This window comes from Nocardia sp. NPDC049190 (genome assembly GCF_040648115.1).
Lineage (GTDB): Bacteria > Actinomycetota > Actinomycetes > Mycobacteriales > Mycobacteriaceae > Nocardia.
On sequence record NZ_JBEZDE010000001.1, the window covers coordinates 361,666 to 381,269 of the forward strand.

16 protein-coding genes are annotated in these 19,604 nt (G+C 66.8%); 9 read left to right on the forward strand and 7 right to left on the reverse strand.

The features are described 5' to 3' along the window. Nucleotides 1–76 precede the first annotated feature (76 nt). The gene (locus AB0B25_RS01360; RefSeq protein ID WP_357172936.1) at nt 77–586 is read right to left on the reverse strand and encodes a helix-turn-helix domain-containing protein; all 510 of its coding nucleotides are present in this window, start codon (nt 584–586) and stop codon (nt 77–79) included. A 107-nt stretch (nt 587–693) separates the two neighbouring features. On the opposite strand from AB0B25_RS01360, the gene AB0B25_RS01365 reads away from it, so the two are divergent. The 3 genes from AB0B25_RS01365 (at nt 694) to AB0B25_RS01375 (ending at nt 3,159) form a co-directional block, all read left to right on the forward strand. After that, nucleotides 694–1,479: an SDR family oxidoreductase gene (locus AB0B25_RS01365; RefSeq protein ID WP_357172939.1), complete on the forward strand. Its 786-nt coding sequence runs from the start codon at nt 694–696 to the stop codon at nt 1,477–1,479. Between the two features lie 28 nt (nt 1,480–1,507). After that, entirely contained in the window at nt 1,508–1,864 is a 357-nt protein-coding gene (locus tag AB0B25_RS01370) for a nuclear transport factor 2 family protein (RefSeq protein ID WP_357172941.1), read from the forward strand. 323 nt (nt 1,865–2,187) lie between these two features. Further along, complete coding sequence (locus AB0B25_RS01375; protein ID WP_357172943.1) at nt 2,188–3,159, forward strand: serine/threonine-protein kinase; 972 nt, start codon at nt 2,188–2,190, stop codon at nt 3,157–3,159. Between the two features lie 133 nt (nt 3,160–3,292). Here AB0B25_RS01375 and AB0B25_RS01380 read toward each other — a convergent pair whose 3' ends face one another. Together AB0B25_RS01380 and AB0B25_RS01385 are read right to left on the reverse strand one after the other, a co-directional pair. Continuing rightward, nucleotides 3,293–4,126 carry a hypothetical protein gene (locus AB0B25_RS01380; RefSeq protein WP_357172946.1) on the reverse strand — a complete coding sequence of 278 codons (834 nt, stop codon included), beginning with the start codon at nt 4,124–4,126 and terminating at the stop codon, nt 3,293–3,295. Then, entirely contained in the window at nt 4,123–4,728 is a 606-nt protein-coding gene (locus AB0B25_RS01385; protein WP_357172949.1) for an ABC transporter ATP-binding protein, read from the reverse strand. Before AB0B25_RS01385 ends, AB0B25_RS01380 begins: the two co-directional genes overlap by 4 nt. 404 nt (nt 4,729–5,132) lie before the next feature. Here AB0B25_RS01385 and AB0B25_RS01390 point away from each other — a divergent pair, with 404 nt between their 5' ends. The 3 genes from AB0B25_RS01390 to lon all read left to right on the forward strand — a co-directional run bounded on the left by AB0B25_RS01390 (nt 5,133) and on the right by lon (nt 9,944). After that, nucleotides 5,133–5,936, forward strand: a complete 804-nt coding sequence (locus AB0B25_RS01390; RefSeq protein ID WP_357172952.1) for a hypothetical protein — start codon at nt 5,133–5,135, stop codon at nt 5,934–5,936. Continuing rightward, on the forward strand, nt 5,933–7,111 hold the full coding sequence (locus AB0B25_RS01395; protein ID WP_357172955.1) for a S8 family serine peptidase: 1,179 nt from the start codon (nt 5,933–5,935) through the stop codon (nt 7,109–7,111). The genes AB0B25_RS01390 and AB0B25_RS01395 overlap by 4 nt, the downstream gene beginning before the upstream one ends. A gap of 475 nt (nt 7,112–7,586) precedes the next feature. Continuing rightward, nucleotides 7,587–9,944 (forward strand): endopeptidase La, encoded by a 2,358-nt coding sequence (lon, locus tag AB0B25_RS01400; protein WP_357173279.1) that lies wholly within the window; start codon nt 7,587–7,589, stop codon nt 9,942–9,944. A 149-nt stretch (nt 9,945–10,093) separates the two neighbouring features. Here lon and AB0B25_RS01405 read toward each other — a convergent pair whose 3' ends face one another. From AB0B25_RS01405 to AB0B25_RS01415, 3 genes are all read right to left on the reverse strand, one after another. After that, entirely contained in the window at nt 10,094–10,546 is a 453-nt protein-coding gene (locus tag AB0B25_RS01405; protein WP_357172958.1) for a hypothetical protein, read from the reverse strand. Between the two features lie 29 nt (nt 10,547–10,575). Continuing rightward, complete coding sequence (locus tag AB0B25_RS01410) at nt 10,576–11,664, reverse strand: alpha/beta hydrolase (protein WP_357172961.1); 1,089 nt, start codon at nt 11,662–11,664, stop codon at nt 10,576–10,578. A 177-nt stretch (nt 11,665–11,841) separates the two neighbouring features. Continuing rightward, complete coding sequence (locus AB0B25_RS01415; protein ID WP_357172964.1) at nt 11,842–12,114, reverse strand: DUF1707 domain-containing protein; 273 nt, start codon at nt 12,112–12,114, stop codon at nt 11,842–11,844. A 115-nt stretch (nt 12,115–12,229) separates the two neighbouring features. Here AB0B25_RS01415 and AB0B25_RS01420 point away from each other — a divergent pair, with 115 nt between their 5' ends. Together AB0B25_RS01420 and AB0B25_RS01425 are read left to right on the forward strand one after the other, a co-directional pair. Beyond that, complete coding sequence (locus tag AB0B25_RS01420) at nt 12,230–13,300, forward strand: DNA polymerase IV (RefSeq protein ID WP_357172967.1); 1,071 nt, start codon at nt 12,230–12,232, stop codon at nt 13,298–13,300. A gap of 46 nt (nt 13,301–13,346) precedes the next feature. Next, on the forward strand, nt 13,347–14,342 hold the full coding sequence (locus AB0B25_RS01425) for an oxidoreductase (RefSeq protein WP_357172970.1): 996 nt from the start codon (nt 13,347–13,349) through the stop codon (nt 14,340–14,342). Between the two features lie 351 nt (nt 14,343–14,693). Here AB0B25_RS01425 and AB0B25_RS01430 read toward each other — a convergent pair whose 3' ends face one another. Beyond that, nucleotides 14,694–16,574, reverse strand: coding sequence for an ABC transporter ATP-binding protein (locus tag AB0B25_RS01430; RefSeq protein ID WP_357172973.1), 1,881 nt, complete (start codon nt 16,572–16,574; stop codon nt 14,694–14,696). 221 nt (nt 16,575–16,795) lie between these two features. On the opposite strand from AB0B25_RS01430, the gene AB0B25_RS01435 reads away from it, so the two are divergent. Next, a complete protein-coding gene (locus AB0B25_RS01435) occupies nt 16,796–19,597 on the forward strand; it encodes an FAD-binding and (Fe-S)-binding domain-containing protein (protein WP_357173281.1) in 2,802 nt (933 codons plus the stop codon). Nucleotides 19,598–19,604 lie beyond the last annotated feature (7 nt).

The window sequence follows — 19,604 nt, forward strand, 5'->3', positions numbered from 1 at the left end:
CAATTGGGCTCGCGACCGTGGGATCTGTCGACCGGGTGCGCCGGTGCGACGCGGTGATCGGCCTGGCCGTTTCCGTCTACTGCTGCGCATTGGGGTCGCCTTCGGCAGGGCGGTAGCGAGCGCGCATCGCTCGACTCGCCGCCGGTCCGGCGGTGAACACGTAGGCGGCACTGTCATCGAGGCGTCGGCCGGTCCTTGCGTCGACGATCATGGGTTCGACCTCTTCGCCGCTGCCCGCGTCGATCAGGATCATGCTGCGCTGTTCGGGCGTGAGGCGGGAGTTGCCCCAGGCGGCCAGGGCGATGATCACCGGTCGCAGTGAGCGGCCCAGATCGGTGAGGACGTATTCGTGGCGGACGGGGTTGGTCTGGTAGGGGCGGCGTTCCAAGAGTCCGTCGTTGACGAGGGTCTTCAGGCGTGTGGTGAGCATGCTGGAGGAGATGCCCAGGCTCTGCTGGAACTGATCGAAGCGCGTATAGCCGTCGAAAGCGTCGTGCAGTAGCAGCAGTGTCCACCACTCGCCGACGTGCTGCGCCGTTGTGGACAGCGGGCACTCCCGGTCCTCCAGCCTGATCCGGCTCGCCATCGCGACACTCCTCGCAGTTGCTGCTAAAGTGAAAGTTACTTACTGCTATTTTAGCACTGACCGTGGGTATTGGGCCTTGCCCGCCGCAGCCCAAGAATGGAAACAGCATGACCGTCGCCCTCAGCGATTCCCTGGACGGCCGGCGTGCCCTGGTCACCGGCGGTACCAAAGGCGCGGGGGCGGCCATCGCCCGCCGTCTGTCCCGAGCCGGAGCCACGGTGCTGGTGACTGCCCGAAGCCGGCCGGACGGCATGGCCCCCGAGGGTTTCATCGCCGCCGACTTGACCACCTCCGATGGGGTGGCCGCTGTGGTCGCCGAGACGCAGCACCGCCTGGGCGGCATCGACATCCTGGTCAGCAACCTCGGTGGTTCCTCGGCCGCCGCGGGTGGGTTCGCTGTATTGGGCGAGGACGTCTGGAGCCGGGAACTGAACACGAATCTGCTGGCCGCCGTCCGGCTGGATCGTGGACTGCTGCCCGGCATGATCCAGGCCGGCGCGGGGGCGATCGTGCACGTCTCCTCCATTCAGCGCCGTATGCCGCTGTGGAACGGCACGCTCGCCTACGCCGCCGCCAAGGCCGCGCTGACCACCTACAGCAAAGGACTGGCCAACCAGGTCGCCGCACACGGAATACGCGTCAACACGGTCTCGCCGGGCTTCATCCAGACCGCCGCCGCCGACCACCTCGTCACCCGGATCGCCGAGGATGCCGGCATCGGCCACGCTGCGGCACTGGACCAACTCATGGACAGCCTCGGCGGCATACCCCTGGGCCGCCCCAGCCGGCCCGAGGAAGTCGCGGAACTGGTCGGCTTTCTTGTCTCCGATCGCGCGTCGGCCATCGTCGGCGCCGAATACGTCATCGACGGCGGCACCACCCCCACCGTCTGAATCCCGCCACACCGTAAAGGATCCAGCAATGAATGTCAGCCGACCCCAGAACATCGCTGCCGCACTGCCCGATGTGGTCACTCGCTATCTGACCGCGCACCGAGCGCGTGACACCGCCACCGCGATCGCCGCGTTCAGCGCTGATGCCACGGTGATCGACGACGGCAAGACATACCGGGGAACCGCAGCGATCGAGGCGTGGCTGACCCGCGCCGCCGGCGAGTACACCTACACCACCGAGCTCATCGGCGCGCAGCAATCGGACGCGACTCACTACACCGCTACGCAGCATCTCGAAGGCAACTTTCCCGGCGGAACCGTCGACTTGCGCTATCAGTTCACCCTCGATGACGGCCGCATCGAACGGCTCATCATCGAACCCTGAGTTGATTGTGCCAGTGGCTATCGGTGAATCAACTCTGCCGGCGGCGGTCATGCCATCGTCGAATGGGCCATCAGCTGCCGTGCCACCGTATGTTGGGCCACCGATGTCAGCTGGCATCGGTTGTCCCGGGCGTCAAGCGCCGCATACATGTTCTTTCGGATACGTGTGCTGACTTGCCCGACCGGCTCGGACACACCGCGCTGGTGACGACACCTTCCGACGATGAGAGCAACTCTGCGCGCCACCGGCTGACGTCACGATGCGCCGGCGAGCGACATCGAAGTTCACCGGCGTGACGAACATCGGCGAACTATGGTTAGTCCGTGGCACTCGAGCCAGGTGACCGGTTTGCGGGATTTGTCGTGCAGGCACGGCTGGGCCATGGCGGCAGCAGCGAGGTGTATCTCGCCGAGGATCCGGAACGGTTGCGGCCGGTATCACTGAAGATTCTGGGACCGGATGACAGCCGGTCCCCTGCGGCCCGTGCGAGATTCGTGCACGAGTTCGACGTTCTGTCCGCGTTGCGGCACCCCGATATCGTCCGGATGTATGCACACGGTGAAATCGACGGCAGGTTGTGGTCGGCGCGCGAGTACGTGGCGGGGGCGACGGGGGCGACGTTGGTGCATATGCCGCACCAGCACCCGGATCTGCCGCGGGTGCTCCATGTGCTGACCCATGTCGCGGCAGGGTTGGATTTCGCGCATGCCAACGACGTGGTCCATCTCGACGTGAAACCGGCGAATGTGTTGGTCGGCGTGGGCGAGCCGGCAACGGTGAAGATCTCGGACTTCGATCAGGCGCGGTGGCTGCACCGGCCCGAGCCGCCCTTGGCCACCAACGGTTTCATCACCGTCTCGGTGCCGTATGCGGCGCCGGAACTGCTGCGGGCGGGCACTGTGTCGCCGGCGACAGACCAGTACGCACTGGCGTGCTCGGCCATCGAACTGCTCACCGGACGCCCGCCATTCCCCCGCGCGAATCTCATGGCCACGGCAGAGGCCCAACTCTACGATCCACTCCCCGCCATCTCGAAGCGACAACAGTGGATCCCGACCGAGGTCGACGCGATCCTGCACCGGTCGCTCGCGAAAGATCCAGGCGCCCGCTACGACTCGTGCACCGAACCGATCCGCCTACTCACCGAGGCGCTCCACGGCATCGATCCGGGCCAGCGTGCCCCCTTCCTGAATCGTCTGAAAGTGGCATTCACGCGATCACACCTGCTGAACGCCACCATCGGACGGAAGGAAGAGGGGGCGAACGGCGCCGGCGCATCCACCGGCACGCGATAGGACCCACACGACGCCCTGCCCTCCCCCGGCCACTGCTCATGGCCTCGGGTACGCGTCGCCGTCATCTACCGCATCGACGACGACCGGCCGGGAGAAATTCGTCCCGACCACCCAGGAGATCGCGTGGGCGCCCTCAGCGCTTGGCCGACTGTTCGGACCGTGTCGGTTCGGGGAGGCGAGGTCTCGACCGACCGATCCGCACCGTGGGCCCGAGAGCCGAACGGGTGCGCAGATGGAAAACGATCAGTCCGACAAGGGCGCTCGCAGCGAACCAGGTCAGTTGCACGGCGAAATCCTTGAACAGGGTCGCGTCGGAGAAGCCGGCGGCGGTCGCGGCCTGCATGGCGCCGTAGGAAGGCAGCCAACGCACGATATCGGTGTCGGCGCCGTTGCTCGCGATAGGGTTCTGCACCGCCATGTCGACGGCGCTGATCATCGCCAGGGCGAACATGCCCTCGACCTCGCGGCGCAGCAGCGTCCCCAGGGCGACACCCAGCGCTCCGTAGGTCATCGCGGCACAGAAAAGCGCCGCGCCCAGCACGAGGGGCTGTCGAGGCGACCAGTAGCCGCAGATGATGACGGTGGCGTATGCGCTGACCGCCACCGAAGCCACCATCAGACAGGCGACTTTCGCCAGACCCAATGCGACCCGGGGAAACCCGGCCATGGACAGGCGCCGGTCGAATTCTCCGCTGCCGAATGTCGCCGCGAACATCATGAACCCGGTGATCAGCGAGACCGCCATCAGTGCGGCGCTGATCTGGGCGAGCTTGTTGCCGTTGGCGAGCAGAACCAGACCGGTGTCTCGAAGCCGGAACGGGAGCTGGATATCGGTGACGGCCACGCGCACCAACGTGACCAGCATGGGAACGAAGACGACTACCAACAGCATGGCGAACCGATTACGCGCATGCTCGATGAGGCCGTAACGTGTGGCGATCACGAACAGCCGTGCACTGTCGGTCATCCGGCCTTCTCCTGTCCGCCCTGGAGGACGCCGTCGCGCAATCGCCATACCTGATCGAGCTTCTCGGTGTCGTGAGCCAGATGTGAGACGACCAGAACCGAGCGACCGGTGTCACGGAACTCCGCGACCAGATCCCAGAAACGCAGATACGTCTCCCAGTCGAAACCCTGGTACGGCTCGTCGAGCAGCAGAACCTGCGGGTCGTGCATCACCGCCAGTGTGAGGTTGAGTTTCTGCCGCGTGCCGCCGCTGAGCGTCCCGACCCGTTCACCGGCGTACTCGGAGAAACGGAGAATCGCCATGGTCTCCTCGGCCCGCCGCAAGTCCGGAATCGCATAAGCCGCAGCGAAGAAGTCCAGGTGCTGGCGAACCGTGAACGCGTCGTTCAAGATCACCTGCTGCGGGCAGTAGCCGAATCGCCCACGGTGTCGGACCACTCCTCGGTCCGGCCGCAGCCCGCCGGACAAGACCTTCAGCAACGTCGATTTACCGACCCCGTTTTCACCGACGATGCCCACCAGCGCCCCCGCGGGCAACACGAAGTCGATGCCACGCAGCACCGACCGTCTGCCATATGAGTGGTGAACGTCCTCCACTTCCATCAACGCCCCTTACCTGTCGCCGATGTTATGGCCCGACGGCCGGTCGAATGCTACCAATTAACCGACGGAACGAAAAGCCTTGTCAGGAGCGTTGATTCGTGGTTCTGTCCCTGGCGGGATCCAGGGTCTACCGGCAGACCGGATCGTTCCCGGGGATCCCGGGGATTCCGGGTCGGCATCGTGCGGCCCCGCGAAGCCGCTGTCGAGGTCGAGTCGCGAAGGTTGCCGTTCGAGGTCGAACTGTCGTGCCGACCGGCTGCCAGCCGGTCGAAGATCGCCGGTCACCTCGACGCACTCCTGATCTGGGACCCCACCGGTGAGGCGACGAAGGCGTTGCCGCCGGATGGCCGGGATGGTTAGGTATGGGCACGTACCAGCACCTGAGAACACCGATGGGAAGAACCGTGCACAGTCCTCATCAACAATATCCCGGCTTCCAGCCGGGGCCGCCGGGGCGGTCCTACCCACCGGCGCCGCCGGTCCCGACTCGGAAGCCGAAGGGCGGCAAGATCAGCGGGATCATCTTGATCGTTCTCGGCGTCTTTCCGCTGTTGCTCAGCTGCGCGATATTGGTCAACGGGAGTATCAATGCCCGGCAGGTGACAACCAACGACGCCTTCGCCGCGGTTGCTTGGCACAACTTGACCAGTGATGAAATCTTCCCCGACTACCTCACCGATAGATACACCCACGACACCCTGCAAGGCTGGTCCCGGCAGGGCATCGCGACGGAAACCAGTTGCGCGGAGGCCTTCCGTCAGGACTTCTCCGATGTGCTGGATGATGCCGGGTGCAAAACCGCGCTGCGTGCGACCTATGTGGACATCAGCGGGACGGTGGCGCTGACGCTCGGTGTGGCCGTAGTGAGTTCCTATGACGAGGCCTACGCCGTGAACCAGGAGTTCAACTGGTCCGCGGGTCCCGGGCCGCTGGTGAACCCGGTCGCCGTGGCGAATACACCGGCCGCGTCCTGGAACAAGAACCTGGCCATGGTCGGTGGCGCGGAACTCGTCGGGCTGTCGACAACCTCGCCGCCCTACCTCGCGGCGATCAGTGTCGGCCCGGTCGACGACTCGCGCACCTGGACTTCCCTGCCCGACCAGTGGTCGTATGCCGCCAAGTCGCAGCAGGGCATCTTCCGGAATGTCTCGAGCCAGGTCCTCGGCGCCTACTGCCGGTCAACGTTGTTGAGGGGAGATGTGAAATGAAGTGCCACCTCGCGATAGGAACGTTGGTGGCGGCGTCGTCACTGGCTATCGGTTGCCCCGTCGCCGCCGCCGCGGAGAACGGCTGGGAGTTGCCTGTCCTGTCGGTGCCCGCGGCGCAGGCGATCAGCAAGGGCGACGGAATCACGGTCGCGGTGATAGACACCGGGATTCGGACCGAACACCCCGCATTGGCGGGTCGCGCGACCGAGGGCCCGGACTTCCTGGGCGCCACCGGGCAGAACTCCCAGCCGTGGTACGGCGCCCATGGCACGTCGATGGCCTCCAGCGTGCTCGACGTCGCGCCCGGCGCGAAGGTGCTCGGACTGCGCGCGCTCCGGGACTCCGACGATCCGAGTTTCCAGACCTGGGAGCAGTCGATGGAGCACGGAAGTCTGTCCGGTCAGGGCGATCCGATCGGCAAAGCCATCCGATATGCCACCGACCACGGCGCGCGAGTGGTCTCCTTGTCTCTGGGCTCGCAGGTCAGCCTCGGTGCGTACAGTGACGAAACCATGCAAGCCGTGCAGTACGCGCTGGGCAAAGGCGTGGTGGTGATCGCCTCCGGCGGTAACGACGGTGACGGGGACAACCACTTGGCCTACCCGGTCGGATACCCAGGGGTCATCGGGGTGGCCGCCACGAATCCGGACGGGTCGCGGGCCGAGTTCTCTTCCGTGCACGACTACGTGGACGTGGCCGCGCCCGGTGTCGGCATCAACGAAGCCGACACCAGCACGAACGGGCGGACTCCGGCCGACGGCACCTCGTGCTCGGGAGCGCTCACCGCCGGGGTCGCGGCGCTGATCCTGGCCGAGTACCCCGAACTCGCGCCCCGACAGGTGGAGCAACTCCTGCAAAGCACGGCCTCCACCTACGGTCAGGGTCACAACCCGTTGACCGGTTACGGCGTGATCAACGCGGAGGCGGCACTGCGGGCCGCCGCGAGTCTGCGACCGGAAAGCCCCGCGCTCGCGGTCGGAAAAGAAGGGGCCGGTGTCCATTTCGGACCGGGAGACGACGGTACGCCTCGGATCATCAACTACGGGATGAATTCTGAAGATCTCGTAATCGGCGGGGTGGCTGGTGCGCTGGGACTGCTGTTGGTGGGTGTGGGATGGTTGCTCTTCCGACGCGGGCGGCGTGCACAACGGCAGTGGATGGCCAATGTTCGTTGACCGTCTGCTGTTCCACCACAGCGGATGCTGAGTTTCATCCCGGAGAATTCTGGTCGTGCCGTGGGCTGCAGTGTCCTCGCAGTGCCGCCGCAGGTCAGCGGTGTGTAGACCACCGGCCTTCTCCGGGGTGAGCGGGCGCGATCTCGATCGGCGCGTCGAAAGACGAACCGTGCGATAGCGGCGCAACGCAGCGAGTCGGGCGTCGCCGCCTACCCGACACGGCGACCGAGAACCCTCTCCGGCCGGGACCACAGTGCGAAGCGAGGACTGCGAAGCGAGGACAAGGCGCCGCCCCGAAATCACCGTGGCGGACAACAGGTAGTTCGCCCTCAGCGAACCACCTGAGCACGGCGGAACAAACCCGATGGACCCGGGGTTGAGTAGGCATCGCTCAACTTTTGGAAGGGTCGAACACGTGACTACACCACAGAACCTGCCGGTGCTGTTCTTGACCGATCCGATCGTGCTGCCGGGCATGGTCGTGCCCATCGAACTGGACGAATCGGCGCAGGCCGCGATCGATGCCGCCCGCGCGGCCGAGACGGAGGCTGTGCTGCTCGCGCCCCGGCTGACCGCAGGCTATGCCTCCTACGGCGTGGTCGCGACGATCGAGCAGGTCGGCCGGATGCGCGGTGGCGCGCCCGCGGCCGTGCTGAAGGCCGAGCGGCGCGCCAAAATCGGACATGGGGTGACCGGCCCCGGCGCCGCACTATGGGTCGAGGCCGAGCTGGTCGAGGTGCCTACCCCGGACGGCCGGACGAAGGAATTGGCAGCCGAGTACAAGAAGCTGGTCGTCTCGGTACTGCAGCGGCGCGAGGCCTGGCAGATCATCGACGCGGTCAACCAACTGACCGACCCGTCCGCGATCGCCGACACCGCGGGCTACGCGCCATACCTGACCGCCGAGCAGAAGTGCGAATTGCTCGAAACCCCTGACGTGGCGAAGCGGCTCACCACCCTGATCGAATGGACCAAGGAGCACATCGCCGAATCCGAGATCAGTGAGAAGATCAGCGAAGACGTCCGCGAGGGCATGGAGAAGAGCCAGCGCGAGTTCCTGTTGCGCCAGCAGCTCAACGCCATCCGCAAGGAACTCGGTGAAGACGAGCCCGACGGCGCCGACGACTACCGCACCCGGGTGGAGCAGGCCGACCTGCCGGACACTGTCCGCGAGGCGGCCATGCGCGAGGTCGGCAGGCTGGAGCGGGCCAGTGATCAAAGCCCGGAATCGGGCTGGATCCGGACCTGGCTGGATACCGTGCTGGAGCTGCCGTGGACGGCGAAGACCACCGACAGCACCGACGTCTCGGCCGCTCGCGCCGTCCTGGACGCCGATCACCACGGCCTGGACGAGGTCAAGGACCGCATGGTCGAGTACCTGGCCGTCCGGTCTCGCCGGGCCGCCCGAGGCTTGGAGGTCGTTGGCGGACGTGGTTCGGGTGCGGTGCTCGTGCTGGTCGGCCCGCCCGGCGTCGGCAAGACCTCGTTGGGTGAGTCGGTGGCGCGGGCGCTCGGGCGCAAGTTCGTCCGTGTCGCCCTCGGCGGCGTACGCGACGAGGCGGAGATTCGTGGTCACCGGCGTACCTACGTCGGGGCGCTGCCCGGCCGTATCGTGCGCGCTATGAAGGAGGCCGGGTCGATGAACCCGGTCGTGCTGCTGGACGAGATCGACAAGGTCGGCTCGGACTTCCGCGGCGACCCGGCCGCCGCCCTGCTCGAGGTGCTGGACCCGGCGCAGAACCACACCTTCCGCGACCACTACCTGGACCTGGACCTGGACCTGTCCGACGTGCTGTTCATCGCCACGGCGAACGTGATGGAGACCATCCCGGGCCCGCTGCTGGACCGAATGGAGTTGATCACGGTCGACGGTTACACCGAGGACGACAAGGTGGCCATCGCCCGGGACTTCCTGATGCCCCGACAGCTGGAGCGCAACGCGCTGACCGCCGAGGAGGTGGCCATCACCGAGGAGGCACTGCGAGAAATCGCCGCGAACTACACCAGGGAAGCCGGTGTCCGGCAGATGGAGCGGCTGATCGCCAAGGCGCTGCGTAAGGCCGCGACCCGACTCTCCGAGGATGGAACCGTCCCGGTGGGATCGGGTGCCGACCCCGACCTGGGTGAGCAGGCGCTGACGAAATCCCCGAGTGGTGCGGATGACGCGCAGTCCCTCACCATCGGTCTCGGTGATCTGAAGGACTACCTGGGTCGTCCGCGCTTCACCCCGGATTCAGCGGAACGCACTGCGGTTGCTGGCGTGGCGACCGGCCTCGCCGTGACCGGCGCGGGCGGCGACGTCCTCTACATCGAGGCCAATGCCGCCGAAGGCGAGCGCTCGTTGACGCTGACCGGCCAGTTGGGTGAGGTCATGAAGGAATCCGCGCAGATCGCGCTGACCTACGTCCGCTCGCACCTGGAGGAGATCGGCATCGAACCGGCGGTACTGGATCGCAATATCCACATCCACTTCCCCGCCGGCGCGGTGCCGAAGGACGGTCCGTCCGCGGGCGTCACCATGGTCACCGCCCTGGTGTCGCTGGCGCTCGGCCGTCAGGTCCGCTCGGATGTCGGTATGACCGGTGAAGTCACTCTGAACGGACGGGTGCTGCCGATCGGCGGCGTCAAGCAGAAATTGCTCGCCGCCCAGCGAGCCGGTTTGCAGACAGTGTTCATCCCAGCACGCAACGAGCCGGACCTGGACGACGTCCCCGCCGAAGTGCTTGCCGCACTGGACGTCCGTCCAGTTGCCGACGTCGCCGACATCCTGGGCTACGCCATCGAGCCGGTCGCCGAACCTGCCCTGGATCAGGCCTTCGCGGCTACGGCCTGACAGACGAACGTGCAGGGCGCGGATATCTGCCCGTTCGCCGTGTATCGAGCCGAACCGCTGTCCGCGCCGCCATACCCGCCCAACAGCGCTCGGACAGGCGGGATCTCGCCTGGCAGGTGCGAGAATGAGATTTGCGAAGCCGAATCCGGTCACGGATGCGCGATCGAAGTCGGCAAGGGATCCCCGCCCGTAGCGTCGGTGAGAAAGGGTGGCGTGGAACCGGACAGGCTGAGGTGCCCGTCGACACTTTGCTGAATGGTCAGTCCGTAGTGGTCGGGTGTGCGGCAGAACGCGGCCCGGGGCCGAGCCGCGCGATCGGTTCCCGTCGGCCATCGCATACTGGCCCATGCGGTGACCACAAGGTCGAAATGGGCGTCAGACGTCGCGGGTGTGACACCGATCAGCCAGTATCTGATATCGAAGTACTTCGGTCCGGCATCGCCGTCGTCGCAGGGCAGAGTGATTCCTGTAGTGAAGTCCGCTCGCGGCACCGCCGGATTGCTTCGGGAAAGAGACAGCTCCCGCGGAAGCCTGCGCAGAGTCTCGACGAAGTACTGATGTAGCTGTTGCCGCGCGATGGCTTCCGAGATTGCTGTGGGCATGTCCGTTGTCCTCCTCGCACCCGGTGCGGTCACGTGACGAGGTGACCGTTGCCGGTGACTATGAGACCGATATTGCGCATGGATCGGCTGTTGCTGTCGAAGTAGGACGTGTGGATATCCGGATTCCAGCCCAACGAAGTCCATGGGCCGCGGGCGGTGTCGGAGCTGAATACGGTGCCGCCGAACTCGGCAGCAGTTGGGGGTGGGCCATGCACCTTGGGCATCAGCAGAATGGAGTCGTGCCGGGCGACGGTGGCGAAGACATGCCGCCCGATGTCCTCGGCGTCGACGCCCACGAGGCGCAGGTCGGCGGCGCGTTCGACGCCGGTGCCGAAACCCCCGGCGAAGATGAGATTGTTGGCATGCAAGGGTTGCATGGCGGCGTGGCCGATGTTGACCGCGCCAGAAGAATAGCCGAGGGCAGTGTGTTGCGCGGGTGGTCCCTCGTGGGTTGCGCGCAGTCCCTCGTGGTAGCTGCGCAGCGGTTGCGCGTCGTTCTGCGCGGGCACAGTGTCGCCGGCTCTGCTGGGCAGCGGTGGCCGGTCACCGAACCACGTGGTCACGGCAGTTTCCACGTTCGGGTCGATCGCCAGAGCCGCTTGGCGGATCTTCTCCGACCTGTCCGTCGCATTCATGATTCCGAACGGATTAGTGCCGGTGCCGGGGGCCTGTGTGACCACATACGCGGCCTTATCCGGGTTTCCGACCGAGATGGCCACTCGAAAATCCTCGTCCAGCCGTGTGAGGTAGCGCCGCGGTGATCCCTCCGGGGATTCGAGCGAGCGATCGATCAGGCCGCAACGATTGATGGCCTGCGCGCGTTTCAGCGGCTCGTAGGGCATCATCAGCGCTTGCTGGTACCAGGCGGCGAGATTCTTGCGGTTGTAATGATCGCGATCGACATGCGGAATACCGTCGCGATTTCCGATGAACGGGTCGGCGCGATACAGCGCATCCTTGTCGGCAGACGAAAGTTGTGACCACAGGCCATGAAGGTGCCTGGGGTCCTCCGGCAATACGCCCCGCGGCTTATCCAGTGCCGGGAAGACGTTCGATCCGTGGCTGAGTTGTTTGATCGCGTAATCGATGTCGGTGAGACCTATTGCGCTCCTATTCAATTCCCGTCCGCACGCAAGTAATGTTTCGCCTTGGTGGCGACCGACCTTCTGAAAGCTGTTTACAAGGAGATCCCTGAGGCGAAACATATGGGCCTGCAGGATCCACGAGTGGAAAGTGCGCATCCTGCCTCCTGTCCGGCGTCCGGTTGCGCAATGGACGAATGTGAGCGGGAAGCTTCAGGCCACCGGTCGGGGGCGGCGCAGCAGCAACGCCAAGAAGGAGCGTCGCGGCGGGTGCGGATAGCGGGCGGTGATCACGCCGGTTCCCACTTCTCCATCGATGCGTAGCAGCGGCGAACCAACCGCGACCAACCGCCTGTCCGGTTCCATCAGGTCCAGCCGACCTTCCTCAACCACGAGTTGTAGTTGGCGCGCCGCGCTCTCGCGATCGGCATCGCCGATTCGAATCGCGGGCAGTGCCTTCGAAGCATCGTCTCGGGCGTGGGCCATCTCGGGACTCCCTTGTCGTTCTTCTCGCGATCGTACGGCCCGCGCCGCGGTAGGAACGGCTACGATCCGGCGGCAATTCCGACAATATGTCGGAGTCGTGCGGTAAGAACGGCATATGTCCAGGTGGCTGCTGCATGTCGATCTCGACCAGTTCCAAGCAGCGGTGGAGTTTCGTCGTCATCCGGAACTGCGCGGTCTGCCGGTGATCGTCGGCGGGAACGGCGACCCCGCCGAACCGCGCAAAGTGGTGACCTGCGCGTCCTATCCGGCGCGTGCGTTCGGAGTACGCGCCGGAATGGCGCTGCGCAGCGCGCAGCGCAAGTGCCCGGAAGCCGTGTTCCTTCCGCTCGACATGGCCGCTTACGAAAAGGCATCCGACGAGGTCATGTCGCTCTTGCGCAGTTTCCCCGGGCGGGTCGAGGTGTGGGGTTGGGACGAGGCGTTTCTCGCCGCCGACACCGAAGACCCGGAAGGCCTGGCCCAGGAGATCCGCGCCGCCATCGACCGACTGGACTTGACCTGCTCGGTCGGCATCGGTGATAACAAGCTCACGGCCAAACTGGCTACCGGATTCGCCAAATCGACGGGTAAGTCATCTGGTGAACCGGGCGCCGGTCCGGGCGCCGCCGCGGGCGTCTTCCGGCTCACCGCCGCGAACTGGACCGCGGTGATGGCGCATCGCCCGACGAACGCGCTGTGGGGTATCGGCAGCCGGATCGCCGCCCGGATGGCCGAGCTCGGGATCGTCACCGTCGGCGACCTGATGGCGTCCGATCGGCAGCGCCTCGCCGCCGAGTTCGGGCCTAAGACCGGTCCTTATCTCTGGGTACTCGGCCGCGGTAAGGGCGACACCGACGTCACCACCGTGCCGCGAACTCCAGTCGGTCGCAGCAGATCCGAGACGTTTCCAACGGACCTCACCGATCCCAGCGAGATTCGCGCCCAGGTGGCGCGGCTGGCTACCGAAGTGGCCGAGGAGATGGCGGCCGCCGGCCGGGTCGCCACCCGCGTTTCGGTGACGGTGCGCACCAACACCTTCTACACCCGCAGCAAGCAGGAGAAGTTGCCGGAACCGAGTATCGATGTCGCACGAATTGCCGGGACGGCCCTGCACATCATCGATCGGTTCGAACTCGAGCGTCCGGTGCGCCTCCTCGGTGTGCGGCTGGAGCTCGTCCCGGAGTAGTCGCGCCTCCTCCTCGGACCGGGTGGACACTCGTATGCTCGTCGACATGGAGCTCTGGGCGATGGTGGCACACGAATCGGAGAGCGGGATCGTCCTGACCCGGCAGCAGGTCGACGAGGATTTCCTCGGACCGGGCGACGTGACGATCAAAGTCCAGTACACGAGCGCGAACTACAAGGATGCCCTAGCGATCACCAAGGGGGGCGGAGTAGTTCGCAACTACCCGATCGTGCCCGGCATCGACATCATCGGCGAGGTGGTGTCCTCGTCCGACGACGACTTCGCCCGCGGTGATCAGGTGATCGCGCATGGTTACGACATCGGGATGTCGCACAATGGCGGTTTCGCCGAATACGCGAGGGTGCCCGCCGAGTGGGTGGTCCAGCTGGCGGGCCTGAGCCCGCGTGATGCTGCCGCGCTGGGCACCGCGGGTTTCACCGCGGCCCTGAGCGTGCAGGCCCTGCTCGACCGCGGTTTCACCCCGGACGACGGCCCGGTGCTGGTCACGGGCGCGACGGGCGGTGTAGGCAGCGTGAGCGTGGATATCCTCTCCAAGCTCGGTTTCGAGGTCGTCGCGTCCACCGGCAAGGCCGACGCGGACGACCTGCTCAGCGAGATCGGCGCGAACGAGGTGATCGGCCGGCTACCGGAGGATCCCAGCGCGGCGCGTAGGCCGCTGACCTCGGCGCGGTGGGCCGCCGCGGTGGACAGTGTCGGTGGCGCCTCGCTCGCCTACATCCTCAGCGCCATCGGTTATGGCGGCGCGGTCGCGGTCAGCGGGCTCACCGGCGGGGCCGACCTGCCTACCACCGTGCTGCCGTTCATCCTGCGCGGGGTCGCGCTGCTGGGCATCGATTCCGCCAATGTCCCGATCGAGAAGCGCCGCGAGGTGTGGACCGCGCTCGGCAAAGAGCTGCGCCCGCAGCACCTTTCCACCGTGACGAATTCCGCGCCGATCACCGAGGCCGAGCATGTTCTGCGGTCCATGCAGCGCGGAACCCACTCCGGTCGAACGGTATTCGGCGTCGCGGGCGAGTTCTGATCCTTCCTGGGCGAAACCCGCGGTCGTCATGCTCACGGCGGGTCGCGCAGCGGTGTCGCGTCCGGAGCGGTCGCGCTGCTCGCGCCCAAGGGATGGAGGCGCTGAGCATGCCGGCGCACAGCGGACATACCAGCTGATCGTCGGTCTACGGCCCGCCGCGGAGCGGGCGGCGCGGGAGTTCGCGCGGGTTCGGCAGAGCAAGTGGGACGGCGATCCGGCGCACGCGCGCGAGCGGAAGTCCGTTACGGAGTGAACCGCGTGCTGGGCGGACTCGACGCGCGCGCAACGCCCGATTCTCCCGGACGCCGACACCACCTGCTATCCGGATCACCAGACCGCTAGACGGATCGGTCAGGCCGCGACCGTGGCGCTGTCGTCGGCGAACTGGGTGCGGTACAGCTCCGCGTAGCGTCCGTCGGCGGCCAATAGCTGAGTGTGGTTGCCGCGCTCCACGATTCGACCGTCTTCCAGCACCAGAATCTGGTCTGCCGCTCGGATCGTGGACAAGCGGTGTGCGATCACCAGGGCGGTCCGGCCGTCCAGCGCTTCGGCGAGCGCTTCCTGTACCGCAGCTTCGGAAGTCGAGTCCAGCGACGCCGTCGCCTCGTCCAGGATCACCACCTTAGGCTGCTTGAGCAGCAGTCGCGCGATGGTCAGGCGCTGGCGCTCACCGCCGGAAAGCCGGTAGCCGCGCTCCCCGACCATCGTGTCCAGCCCGTCTGGCAGCGCTGTGACCAGGGCACGCAGGCGTGCCCGCTGCAGCGAGTCCCACAGTTCGTCCTCGGTGGCATCCGGACGGGCGAGCAACAGGTTGGCGCGAATGGTGTCGTGGAACAGGTGCCCGTCCTGGGTGACGAGTCCGACCGACTCCTGGATCGAGCGGGTACTCAACTCACGGACGTCCACCCCGTTCAGCCGCACCGCGCCGCCGTCGACGTCGTAGAGCCGGGAAACCAGTTGGGCGATGGTCGATTTCCCCGCGCCGGACGACCCGACCAGGGCGATCAACTGGCCTGGCTCGGCGCGCAACGACACGTTGTGCAACACCTCGACCCCGCCGCGGGTGTCCAAGGTGGCCACGTCCTCCAGCGAGGCCAGCGACACTTTGTCGGCCGCGGGGTAACCGAAGCTCACCTCGTCCAGTTCCACCGCGACCGGCCCTTCCGGTACCGGCTGTGCGCCGGGCACGTCCTCGATCAGAGGTTTCAGATCGAGCACCTCGAAGACCCGCTCGAAGCTCACCAACGCGGCCATGATCTCCATCCGAGCGCTGGCCAGCGCGGTCAGCGGCGTGTAGAGCCTGGTCAGCAGCAATGACAGCGCGACAACCGCGCCCGCGTCCAATTGCCCGCGCAACGCGTACCAGCCGCCGAGCCCGTACACCAGGGCGATCGCGAGCGCCGACACCAGCGTGAGTGAAGTGACGAACACGGTCTGCAGCATCGCGGTTCGTACGCCGATGTCGCGCACCCGACGTGCTCGCAGCGCGAACTCGTCGGACTCCTGTTCCGGACGACCGAACAACTTCACCAGCGTCGCGCCCGGCGCGGAGAACCGCTCCGTCATCTGGGTGCTCATCGCCGCGTTCAACCGGGCCGCCTCGCGCTGCATGTCCGCCAAGCGGTTGCCCATGCTGCGCGCGGGGATCACGAATACCGGGAGCAGTACCAGCGCGAGCAGCGTGATCTGCCAGGAGATGCCGACCATCACGCCGAGCGTGAGTGCCAGCGTCACCAGGTTGGCCACCACCCCGGACAAGGTGTCGCTGAACGCGCGCTGCGCGCCGATGACGTCGCTGTTCAAGCGGCTGACCAGCGCACCGGTCCTGGTCCGCGTGAAAAAGGCGACCGGCATCCGTTGCACGTGGTCGAACACAGCGGTGCGCAGGTCGAGGATCAAACCTTCGCCGATTCGGGACGACAGCCACCGGATCATCAGGCCGAGCCCGGCGTCGAACACCGCGAGCGCACCGATCAGCAGCGCGAGGGTGATCACCACCCGGGGCGCCGCGCCGCCGACGATGTTGTCGACCACCCGGCCCGCCAGCACCGGCGATGCCACCGTCAGCACCGCCGACAACACACTGAACAGCAAGAACGCGCCGATCCGCCGCCGATGCGGTGCGGCGAACCGGATGATCCGTTCGGCGGTGGCGCGACGGAACGGCCGCTGCTCCACTGGCGCGTTCGCCCGTCGGTACATCTGGCTCCACGCCACGGATTCGATGCTCACGTCGTTTCCCTCTCGTTCCGCACCCATCAAAGACCAGGCCACCGACACTAAGACCTCAACAAAGGTTGATAGCAAGTCGTTCCTGGCGCGGTATCGTTCCGCCGACAGCGAAATCGGTGGCCGCGCCGATCAGACCTGGTTGTTGCGGTCGGTCAGCAGCCCGCGCCGCGCCGAGCGAAGTCCGGGCAGCGGCCTAGGCTGGCGAGGTGACCGGGAACCGGATGGCGGCACTGAACGGCAGGATCGCGGGTGAGGTCGACACCTCCGCGCGTCGCCGCGCGGAGTACTCCTCGGATGCCTCGAACTATCGTGTTCGTCCGGCCGCGGTCGTCTTTCCGCGTACCGACGAGGACGTCGCGGCCACCCTGGAATTCGCCTGCGACCACGGCATGCCGGTGACCGCGCGCGGTGCGGGAACCTCGGTGGCGGGCAACGCGATCGGTCCCGGGCTGGTGCTCGATTTCAGTCGGCACATGAACCGGATCCTGGCGCTGGATCCCGCGGAGCGCCTCGCGAGGGTGCAGCCGGGCGTAGTGCTTTCGCAGTTGCAGGCCGCGGCCGGCCCACACGGCCTGCGGTTCGGGCCGGACCCCTCCACCCAGGACCGCTGCACTCTCGGCGGCATGATCGGCAACAACGCCTGCGGACCGCGGGCCGTCGCCTGGGGCCGCACCTCCGACACCGTGCGCGCGCTCCGGATTCTGGACGGCACCGGCACCGAGCGCATCCTGACCGACCGCTTGACGGACGTGCCGGGTTTGGCGGAGCTCACCGCGGCGCACCTGGCCGTGCTCCGCACCGAGCTGGGGAGTTTCGACCGCCAGGCCTCCGGCTACGGTCTGGAACATCTCCTCCCCGAGCGGGGCGGGTCGGCGGCGAAAGCGTTCGTCGGCAGCGAAGGAACCTGCGGCCTCCTGCTGGACGCCACCGTCGAGTTGGTCGCGCTCCCCACGGCAACCGTGCTCACCGTGCTCGGCTACCCCGACATCGCCACCGCGGCCGATGACGTCGCCGCGGTCATCGCCTGCGCGCCGATCGCGGTCGAGGGAATCGACGCGCGGCTGGTCGACGTGGTGCGCGCGCAATGGGGACGGGTCCCCGACCTACCGCGCGGCGGCGGATGGCTGTTCGTGGAGACCGCGGGTGCGACGCAGGACGAGGCGATGGCAGTCGCCCGGCGGCTGGTCCGGACCGTGGACGCGCTCGACTCCAGGATCGTCACCGACCCTCGTGCCGCCGCGGTACTCTGGCGCATCCGCGCCGACGGCGCGGGGCTCGCCGGCCGCACGCCGGACGGACGCCCGGCCTGGCCGGGGTGGGAGGACGCGGCCGTTCCGCCCGCCCGGCTCGGTGCCTATTTGCGGGATTTCGCCGCGCTGACCCAGGACCACGGCGTGGATGGTGTGCTCTACGGGCACATCGGTGACGGCTGTATCCACGTCCGGCTCGATCTGCCGATCATCGACGCGCCGCAGCGTTTCCGCGCCTTCCTGGTCGACGCGGCCGAACTGGTTGTGCGCTACGGCGGTTCGCTCTCCGGTGAGCACGGCGACGGCCGCGCCCGCTCCGAGCTGCTTTCGATCATGTACTCCCGCACTGTGCTCGACGTCTTCGCCGGATACAAGGCGCTTTTCGATCCTGGCGACCTGCTGAATCCGGGAGTGCTCATCGCTGCGCGTCCGCTCGACGCCGATCTGCGGCTGGTCGGGCTGCCGCAGGTCGGGTCGCGGAAAGGCTTCACGTTCCCAGACGACGAAGGCGACTTGGGCACGGCCGTTCATCGCTGCGTCGGTGTCGGCAAGTGCCGTGCCGACACCAGGGCCACTGGTGGGTTCATGTGCCCGTCCTATCTGGCCACCAGGGACGAGAAGGACAGCACGCGTGGCCGGGCCAGGGTGCTGCAGGAAGTGGTTCGCGGTGCGCTGCCGTGGTCGTCGGATGCCGTGGCCGAATCACTCGATCTGTGCTTGTCCTGCCGGGCGTGCCGCTCGGACTGCCCGGCGGGCGTCGACCTGGCCACCTACAAGTCGGAGGCGCTGCACCGCCGCTACCGTCACCGTCCGCGCCCGATCGATCACTACTCGTTGGGCTGGCTGCCGCGGTGGCTCGCCCTCGCGAGTCGGATGCCGCGGGTCGTCAACGCGCTGGCCGGTCGCGCCGCGCTACGCCGAAGCGGACTGCGCGCGGCAGGCATCGACGCACGTCGTGCTGTGCCGCGCCTCGCCGAGCCCAGCTTTCGGCGGATGTGGCGTCAGCTGGAGGATGGCGCTCGGCTCCCCGAGTCGGCGTACCCGCCGAGGGCGGGTAGCACCGAGAGCGGATCCGGCGAAGTGATGCTGTGGATCGACACCTTTACCAATGCCTTCGACCCCGAGATCGCACTTGCTGCGGCGCGTCTGGTGAGTGCGCTCGGCTACCGTGTCCGCATTCCCGAGCGCCGGGTGTGTTGTGGGCTCACCTGGATCAGCACGGGACAGTTGGACGGCGCTCGCGCGCGGCTGCGCGCCACTCTGGCCGCGCTGGACGCGCACGTGCGCGCGGGCGGCATCGTGGTCGGGTTGGAACCGTCCTGCACCGCGGTACTGCGCGCGGACCTCCCGGAGCTGCTGCCGGACGACCCGAGATCGGCCGCGACCGCCGCGGCGATACGGACGTTGGCCGAGTTTCTCGCCGATCAGCCGAACTGGCGTCCGCCGGTACGATCCGGACAGCGAGTGGTGGTTCAGCCGCATTGTCATCAGCATGCGGTGTTGGGATTCGACAAAGATCGCCAATTGTTGGCCAGCATGGGAGTTGAGGTGACGGAAATCACCGGATGCTGCGGTCTGGCGGGAAATTTCGGAATGCAGATCGGCCATTACGACATTTCGGTCGCGGTGGCCGAGAATGGCATGCTGCCCACGTTGCGCACCGCTGGCGACGAGGCGATCATCCTCGCCGACGGGTTCTCCTGTCGCACCCAGGCAGCCGCGTTGGCAGGGCGCCGATGTCGACATCTTGCGCAGTTCCTGGTAGGTCCATAGAACTTTC

Coding starts and splice junctions, on each gene's coding strand:
- AB0B25_RS01360 (WP_357172936.1), bottom strand. CDS start 586: ATGGCGAGCCGGATCAGGCTGGAGGACCGGGAGTGCCCGCTGTCCACA.
- AB0B25_RS01365 (WP_357172939.1), top strand. CDS start 694: ATGACCGTCGCCCTCAGCGATTCCCTGGACGGCCGGCGTGCCCTGGTC.
- AB0B25_RS01370 (WP_357172941.1), top strand. CDS start 1,508: ATGAATGTCAGCCGACCCCAGAACATCGCTGCCGCACTGCCCGATGTG.
- AB0B25_RS01380 (WP_357172946.1), bottom strand. CDS start 4,126: ATGACCGACAGTGCACGGCTGTTCGTGATCGCCACACGTTACGGCCTC.
- AB0B25_RS01385 (WP_357172949.1), bottom strand. CDS start 4,728: ATGGAAGTGGAGGACGTTCACCACTCATATGGCAGACGGTCGGTGCTG.
- AB0B25_RS01395 (WP_357172955.1), top strand. CDS start 5,933: ATGAAGTGCCACCTCGCGATAGGAACGTTGGTGGCGGCGTCGTCACTG.
- lon (WP_357173279.1), top strand. CDS start 7,587: ATGGTCGTGCCCATCGAACTGGACGAATCGGCGCAGGCCGCGATCGAT.
- AB0B25_RS01405 (WP_357172958.1), bottom strand. CDS start 10,546: ATGCCCACAGCAATCTCGGAAGCCATCGCGCGGCAACAGCTACATCAG.
- AB0B25_RS01415 (WP_357172964.1), bottom strand. CDS start 12,114: ATGGCCCACGCCCGAGACGATGCTTCGAAGGCACTGCCCGCGATTCGA.
- AB0B25_RS01420 (WP_357172967.1), top strand. CDS start 12,230: ATGTCCAGGTGGCTGCTGCATGTCGATCTCGACCAGTTCCAAGCAGCG.
- AB0B25_RS01425 (WP_357172970.1), top strand. CDS start 13,347: ATGGAGCTCTGGGCGATGGTGGCACACGAATCGGAGAGCGGGATCGTC.
- AB0B25_RS01435 (WP_357173281.1), top strand. CDS start 16,796: ATGGCGGCACTGAACGGCAGGATCGCGGGTGAGGTCGACACCTCCGCG.